This is a genomic window from Niastella sp. sgz303648 (assembly GCF_059587045.1).
This window is the reverse complement of the sequence record NZ_JCAPSW010000013.1, coordinates 218710-224727: the sequence shown is the minus strand read 5'-3', so window position 1 is coordinate 224727 and position 6018 is coordinate 218710. Positions and strand designations below refer to the sequence as shown.

Annotated in this window: 8 protein-coding genes; 1 reads left to right on the top strand and 7 read right to left on the bottom strand. The window is 42.2% G+C overall.

Features of this window, described 5'->3' with window-relative positions; all coding sequences use genetic code 11:
• Window positions 1-115: 115 nt before the first annotated feature.
• The 7 genes from AC59IL_RS29885 to AC59IL_RS29855 all read right to left on the bottom strand — a co-directional run bounded on the left by AC59IL_RS29885 (window position 116) and on the right by AC59IL_RS29855 (window position 4232).
• Complete coding sequence (locus AC59IL_RS29885) at window positions 116-379, bottom strand: hypothetical protein (protein ID WP_496555909.1); 264 nt, start codon at window positions 377-379, stop codon at window positions 116-118.
• Window positions 380-559: 180 nt separating this feature from the next.
• Window positions 560-1000: a hypothetical protein gene (locus AC59IL_RS29880; protein WP_496555908.1), complete on the bottom strand. Its 441-nt coding sequence runs from the start codon at window positions 998-1000 to the stop codon at window positions 560-562.
• 134 nt (window positions 1001-1134) lie between these two features.
• On the bottom strand, window positions 1135-1275 hold the full coding sequence (locus AC59IL_RS29875; RefSeq protein ID WP_496555907.1) for a hypothetical protein: 141 nt from the start codon (window positions 1273-1275) through the stop codon (window positions 1135-1137).
• A gap of 90 nt (window positions 1276-1365) precedes the next feature.
• A complete protein-coding gene (locus AC59IL_RS29870) occupies window positions 1366-2568 on the bottom strand; it encodes a DUF3570 domain-containing protein (RefSeq protein ID WP_496555906.1) in 1203 nt (400 codons plus the stop codon).
• 29 nt (window positions 2569-2597) lie between these two features.
• Window positions 2598-2834 carry a DUF4266 domain-containing protein gene (locus AC59IL_RS29865; protein ID WP_496555905.1) on the bottom strand — a complete coding sequence of 79 codons (237 nt, stop codon included), beginning with the start codon at window positions 2832-2834 and terminating at the stop codon, window positions 2598-2600.
• Window positions 2831-3784: an FAD:protein FMN transferase gene (locus tag AC59IL_RS29860; protein ID WP_496555904.1), complete on the bottom strand. Its 954-nt coding sequence runs from the start codon at window positions 3782-3784 to the stop codon at window positions 2831-2833. The genes AC59IL_RS29865 and AC59IL_RS29860 overlap by 4 nt, the downstream gene beginning before the upstream one ends.
• Entirely contained in the window at window positions 3771-4232 is a 462-nt protein-coding gene (locus tag AC59IL_RS29855; protein WP_496555903.1) for a thioredoxin family protein, read from the bottom strand. The genes AC59IL_RS29860 and AC59IL_RS29855 overlap by 14 nt, the downstream gene beginning before the upstream one ends.
• A 556-nt stretch (window positions 4233-4788) precedes the next feature.
• On the opposite strand from AC59IL_RS29855, the gene AC59IL_RS29850 reads away from it, so the two are divergent.
• Window positions 4789-5889, top strand: coding sequence for a PAS domain-containing sensor histidine kinase (locus tag AC59IL_RS29850; protein WP_496555902.1), 1101 nt, complete (start codon window positions 4789-4791; stop codon window positions 5887-5889).
• Window positions 5890-6018: the final 129 nt, after the last annotated feature.

Below are 6018 nucleotides of genomic sequence, written 5' to 3'. Positions count from 1 at the left end.
GGACTTGCACCTTCAAGTCTATGATCATGCCAGGCGCACAACACGAAAGCTCTTCGCGTGTGCGGAGAGCTTTCTTTTTACAATAGCCGGTTATATAAACCAATCAATTAATCAGTTATTGCTTTTGCTTTTCTGTGCTTGTTTCTACCTTTGATTTTCCTTGTTCTGTTTTATGCTTTGCTTTTGTTCCGTGCGATCTTTTATTTTTTGGGTGTATTACATTATGCGCCTTATCTTTTACCGTAGTGTTGGGTTTTACTTTTGTTTTAGTATCGCCCGTTTCCGTTTTTTTCTTGTCTTGCGTTGGCGCATCCTGTGCATATGTGGTACCCATTGTAAGCGCACCGGCTACCAGTAACATCATTATGGTCTTTTTCATAACTTATTTTTACTGTTGTAATAAAAAATTTGTGCCAAAAACGCTGTTCTTTGTTAACCAGATGCTAACGGGTTAAACTTTATCAATTTGTGTAATTTAGTCCGGAAGTCCGAAAGTCAGTAAAGTCCGAAAGCCTATAAAGTGCATTTTCTTTCGGACGGTCTTTCGGACTTTACTGACTTACTCCTCATCTCCATCCTTTGTATAAATGGCTATGGCGCCACCGGGGCCATTACCAAAGGCACCCGCAAAAGGCGGGCGGAATATTTTAATAAGCGCCACATCATTAATGTTTATACTATTAATAACGTACTCATCTACCCGTACTTCATCAAGGAAAAAAGCCGGCCGTGCCGAGCGGTACTGCACAAAAGGTTTAAGACCTGCTGTATTATAAATCTGCAAACCTGGTATACGACCCTGCAGGTATTGAAAAACGTTTATCGATCCCAATGCAACAGGGTCATCGGGCGGAACCAGCATCCAGGCATCATCACTGGTAAAAAAACCTGAGGTATATTTTTCATTCAGCGAACGGCGGTATTTGTCGTTATGCACTATCTGCGCCTGCGTTGTTATACAAAGTGAAATGAATAATATGATAAAAGAGCTTCGTAACATTAAGTTAAGTTGATAAGTTAAAAAAGTTAACAGGTTGACAAGTTAACAGGTTGACAAGTTAACTGATCAACTGGTTAACTGATCAACTTCCCATAATTTAACCTTTTTCAATCAGAGTACCCGTCAATAAAACCTTAAAACTGCATGCCCGAAAAGTAGCTGGGTGCTGCAATGGCGAAATAGTTGGTATTCAATCCCATAACATATTCCCCGAAACGGGGCAGGTTTTTCCATGGAAGACGAAGGCTTAAGTCATAGAAAATGAGTGATTTCATAGCAACTCTTCGACTCCGCTCAGAGCAATAAAAAAGGCTATCCTCTTTTTTGAAGATAGCCTTGTTCAATCAACACCTGCGATAAACAGTTTATTTAAACCGCAGGTTCACCGACACAATATTCGCATTCATATTATTGGTTCGTGTATAATACCCGTAGCGAAGCTCAATCATGTTAAAATGCGGGCTTCCGAATACTCCCTTTGGCGGCGCTATGCGAAAACCGGCCCCAAAGAACTGGCTGTTGAATGTAGACAAATCGTAATTGCTGGTAAAATATTTATCAGCCGCCGTATGAGCCCCATATGCATTAAAGTAATCAACTGCATTCTGGTGATAAAACCGGTAGAAAGGCGTAATGGAAAAGAACGGCGTTAGCTTAACCGGTGCTTCCAGATCAAATGTATGCGCCTTCAGGCCCCAGTCGTCCTGGTAATACCTGTAAAAGCTGCGTAAAATTATTTTGTCGCCCAAAAAGTAATTGGCCCTGAAGCCTATCGGAACTTTAAACCGCGTTGAAGGAAGATTTTCAATATGCACCGAATTATCGTTAAAATAAACGCGATAAAATGGCAGGCCAAGATATCCTTTCTGATAAACCAGGTCGAGCAGGAACATGATCTGCAATCGCTGGTTAATGATTTGCGCATATGATAACGAAGTACTGTACGAATTACGCGAGGCATAGCCGTTGTTATCTTCATCGCCCGGAACGATTACGCTGGTATTTCGCAATTCAACCGGTCGAATTATTTTCACCCGGTCAAGATATGCCTGTGCTTTTATACTGAACTCTCCGCTGCGGTCGCGTGTTTTTTTGGCGAAACTGATATTGGCTCCGGTAGAGGTATAATCAAACTCATTCGATAACGAAACACCGGCGCCGAATGTGGTTCCTTTTTCTTCGTTTTCGACCGACCAGCCAAATGAAGGATAAATACGCGTATCGGTTTTTGAAGCCGAAGAAATGGTTTTGGGATCGATCTTATCAGACGAAGCCGAAGTATAATGATCAACGCCCAAATCGAACGTAAAACTATGTTTACGGTATCTGCGATCGTATTTGCTGAGTTTAATATCGATGGAGCCGGCCATATTGGTCAAATGCTGTGTGCCGATGCCACCGGTTACCGCTGCATGGTCGCCATCCTGCACATAATAGCTTGATACCAGGTTTACTTCTTCAACCTTTAATTTACGGCTTTTGTAAGCAGAATCATTTTGTGTGGTTTGAGAAAATGCGGTGAGCAGGCCTATATACAAACCAACAACAGTTAAACAAATTTTCCTCATTATGGTGATTAGTTACAAGGGAAAGAAAATTAATTACAACCACAGCCGCCGCCTGTTTTTCCGGCATTGGCTCCCGAAGCGCCTTCGCGATAAGACTGAAAATTCAATTCGGGTTTTTCGACTTTGCGGTTGCTTAACGACATTTCCGAGTCGTTGAGCCTGTTTTTCTGGTATTCTTTTACGGTAGTACACGATGCAACGATCAGCATAGTACCCGCGGCACATACCATCGCCGGTAAAGAAAGTGGCAGCCTTACTGGTTTCATTTTAAATTGATATTATTTGAAGTAAATATTTTATCGTTATCATCGATAATGATACAGGCTATATCGCGCAACTGATTGATCATATTCAATCCAACTTTTACACCCATGATCATAACCGGCGTAGCCATGGCATCGGCTATTTCGGCATTGGGACAAATGATCGTTACGCTTTTGATACCCCTTACCGGTAATCCTGTTTTGGGATCGATGGTATGCGAATATTTTTTACCATCGATCATTACAAACTTTTCATAATTACCCGATGTAGCAACCGCCATATCGGTAATTGCAAGGCTCGAAAACGGATGATGCGCTGCATTGGGATCGGCAATGCCTATGGTCCATGGTTTTAAATTTGGCTGATAACCCCAGGCGCTTAAATCGCCGGCAGCGTTTACCACGCCGCTGCGAACCCCGTTGTTCAGCAACACCCATTTGGCTTTTTCAGCTGCATATCCTTTTCCGATACCGCCAAAACCAATGCGCATGCCTTTTTCTTTCAAAAAAATCGTACCGTTCTTTTCATCCGTTATAATATTGCGGTAATTAATCAAACGAACGAGTTGCTTTGCGGTAGCTGCATCGGGCAACGCCGTCATGGTTTGGTCGAAGTTCCACAGCTTTTTATCAATAGATCCGTAGGTAATATCAAAAGCGCCCTGTGTAACTTCTGAAATGCGAATGGAGCGTTTGATCAGTGAAAACACTTCGGGGTCTACCTGAACAGGGGCAATGCCTGCATTTCGATTTATAAGATTGGTTTGACTATCGTCGCTGAATGTGGTGAGTAATTTTTCAATGCGTCTGATTTCTTCAATGGCCAGTTCAATGTTTGCGGCCGCGTTCGATGCATCGTCATCAACCACGGTCAGCTCAAACCGGTTACCCATCAGTTTCAACACCTTTCTGTGTATCGATGGCGCTATGGTAAACACATCATTTACCGGCATTGCAGGCAGCTTTTATCTCGCTAACAAACGGTCCGGCACCTTCCGACGGAAAGCCCTCCCATTGCTTCACGATCTTTCCATCAGCCGTAAGCAACACGGTCAGGGGAAAACTTCCTTTCGAATTGTACAGATCGGCCAGATGTTCATTTTGCTTTTGTTGATCTTTCGGCAACTGGTTCTTTTTCAACCTGGGGAAATCGGCATTCAGCAACACCAGGTTATCACCAGCTATTTGCTTAAAGGCCTCGCTTTCGAATACCTCATTGTGCAACCTGATACAGGGGCCGCACCAATCGGAACCCGAAAAATTAAGGAGTATGTATTTGTGTTCCTGCCGGGCTGTTTCCCTGGCCCGCTCAAAGTCTGTTCCCCATCCCGGGAATAATAATCTACTGGTAATCAATAAAAATGCCGGTAACCACATAGTAAGAATTTTTGTTAGATACATAACTACGTTTGAACACTGAAAAAAGTGTGCTAAAAAACCGCCCTTAACAAATAATTATCATGTAGGGGGGTAGCTTCCGAAGAAAAAGCAAATGCGAACCTGATAAAAAAAGATGATGACGCTGCCGATGAAATTAAACATGTAGTATCAGCCAATGCCTTTGAAGCAACCGAAAACGATGAAGTATTGCGCGAGGAATTAAATAAAAACAAAAAGAAAAACAATAAAGATGCGCATTATTAGTTTTTGTGTTAAATAGAAACACTTACAAAATAAGAGCGCTCCATTCATCTATTGATTCCCCCGGTTTTTTATCAGCTATTCATCAACCACAGGCAATATCGAAAAACTAACTAAAAGTAACAGAAATCCTTATTTGCAACTTGATTAAAAACAACTTCTTTCGTTTATATTTCCAGGTCATATACTGATATGATAAAAATCATGTTTATGGAGTGTGGGCTTCTCTAATTTACGTGTACTTATTTACCCTATTGTAAAAGAATATCCAATGCTGAAAACCAAAACACTTAAGCGTAGCAAAAACTGTTTAACCATGAGCGTCCACCTTCCTCAAAACCAACTTTCGGCAGTGAATTACCTGCCGGCAGCAGATACGCGAACAGATCACAACACTAATTTTCCCAACTATCTATTGCTCGACCATATCAGTGATGCCGTGATATTTACTGATCTTGATCAACATATTCTGTACCTGAATAAAAAAGCCGAACAACTGTATGCGATCAGGTCAAACGAAGTAACGGGACGGCTGCTACGCGATGTAATTCAATATGAATATTTCGGCGATTCGCGCGAAAAGGCGTTGCAGGTGCTGCAGCAAACAGGCAGCTGGCAGGGCAAGGTAGTGTTTACCCGTAGCGATAAAAGGAAATTCTACTTACTGGCAACCGTTACCTATGCAAGGGATGAAATGAATAAACCGGCAGGGCTGGTGGCAACATTGAAAGACATCACCCCGGAAGAACTAAGCAATCAGAAAACCATTCAGGTAAATGCCGAACAGCAAAAAGAGATCAATCGCATAATGATAAAAACACAGGAAAATGAGCGGAATAAATTAGGCCGTGAATTACATGATAACATCAACCAGATACTTGCTGCCGTAAAACTGCAGCTCGAATACAGTCTCGATCATTACGAAGAAGAAAAATGCACCATAGAACGTTGCAAAACCAATATTGAAGAAGTGATCAGGGAAATCCGTAACCTGTCGCACCGCCTGGTACTGCCCCGGTTTGCCGAAACAAGCCTGCAGGCTGAGCTTGAAAAAACGATCGATAACATCTGCCAGCAACAACCGGTGCAGCTTGATATCACCGGATTGAATGAAACACTTTTACCCGATAATATTAAAGAAACGATATACCGTATTACACAGGAACAACTTGCCAATATCATCAGGCATGCAAAGGCCGATACAGCAGTTATAAAACTATATAACGATGCCCAAACGGTACACCTTTGCATACACGACGATGGCATTGGTTTTACCCCTACTCAAACACGCAATGGTGTAGGCATTAGCAACATCCTCAACCGGGTTGAATCGTATAACGGAACGGCACAACTGATTTCATCACCCGGCAATGGATGCCGGCTTGAAGTAAGCATCCCGGTCAATGGTCAATGGTGAATGGTCAATCGTGAAACGGCAAACGGCAATCGGCAAATGGTAGTTGGTGCAATAGATAATAGATAAATGTGGTCAAATAAAAAAAAGTCCGGAAGGATCTTTAACAAACATCTTCCGAACTTTATATTC

What these genes read in the sequence shown, in the direction of transcription:
- AC59IL_RS29855 (WP_496555903.1), bottom strand. Translation starts at nt 4,232, where the DNA reads ATGTATCTAACAAAAATTCTTACTATGTGGTTACCGGCATTTTTATTG.
- AC59IL_RS29880 (WP_496555908.1), bottom strand. Translation starts at nt 1,000, where the DNA reads ATGTTACGAAGCTCTTTTATCATATTATTCATTTCACTTTGTATAACA.
- AC59IL_RS29860 (WP_496555904.1), bottom strand. Translation starts at nt 3,784, where the DNA reads ATGCCGGTAAATGATGTGTTTACCATAGCGCCATCGATACACAGAAAG.
- AC59IL_RS29850 (WP_496555902.1), top strand. Translation starts at nt 4,789, where the DNA reads ATGAGCGTCCACCTTCCTCAAAACCAACTTTCGGCAGTGAATTACCTG.
- AC59IL_RS29875 (WP_496555907.1), bottom strand. Translation starts at nt 1,275, where the DNA reads ATGAAATCACTCATTTTCTATGACTTAAGCCTTCGTCTTCCATGGAAA.
- AC59IL_RS29865 (WP_496555905.1), bottom strand. Translation starts at nt 2,834, where the DNA reads ATGAAACCAGTAAGGCTGCCACTTTCTTTACCGGCGATGGTATGTGCC.
- AC59IL_RS29870 (WP_496555906.1), bottom strand. Translation starts at nt 2,568, where the DNA reads ATGAGGAAAATTTGTTTAACTGTTGTTGGTTTGTATATAGGCCTGCTC.
- AC59IL_RS29885 (WP_496555909.1), bottom strand. Translation starts at nt 379, where the DNA reads ATGAAAAAGACCATAATGATGTTACTGGTAGCCGGTGCGCTTACAATG.